At 37.9% G+C, this 253-nt stretch carries 1 protein-coding gene; it reads left to right on the plus strand.

Features of this window, described 5'->3' with window-relative positions; translation table 11 throughout:
• The coding region (locus Q8G36_RS28885; protein ID WP_370694151.1) for a transposase at nt 1–253 on the plus strand (253 nt) is incomplete at both ends.

Consider the following 253-nt stretch of genomic DNA (forward strand, 5'->3'; position numbering starts at 1 on the left):
TTCTTAGGCTATGGTTTCCATGATAAAGTACCTCATTTCTCAACGTTCGGGAAAAATTATGAGCGACGCTTTAAAGATACAGACCTGTTTGAACAGATTTTCTATCGCATCTTAATAACAGCTGCTGCTGCTAATAAAAAGTTAATAAGTGCTGAACACGTTTTCGTGGATTCCACACATGTGAAAGCCAGTGCGAATAAACGGAAATTTGAAAAGAAAATCGTTCGTAAAGAAACACGAGCGTATCAAGGAC

The sequence above is a fragment of the Peribacillus frigoritolerans genome (genome assembly GCF_030676415.1).
Classification (GTDB): Bacteria; Bacillota; Bacilli; order Bacillales; family DSM-1321; genus Peribacillus; species Peribacillus frigoritolerans_A.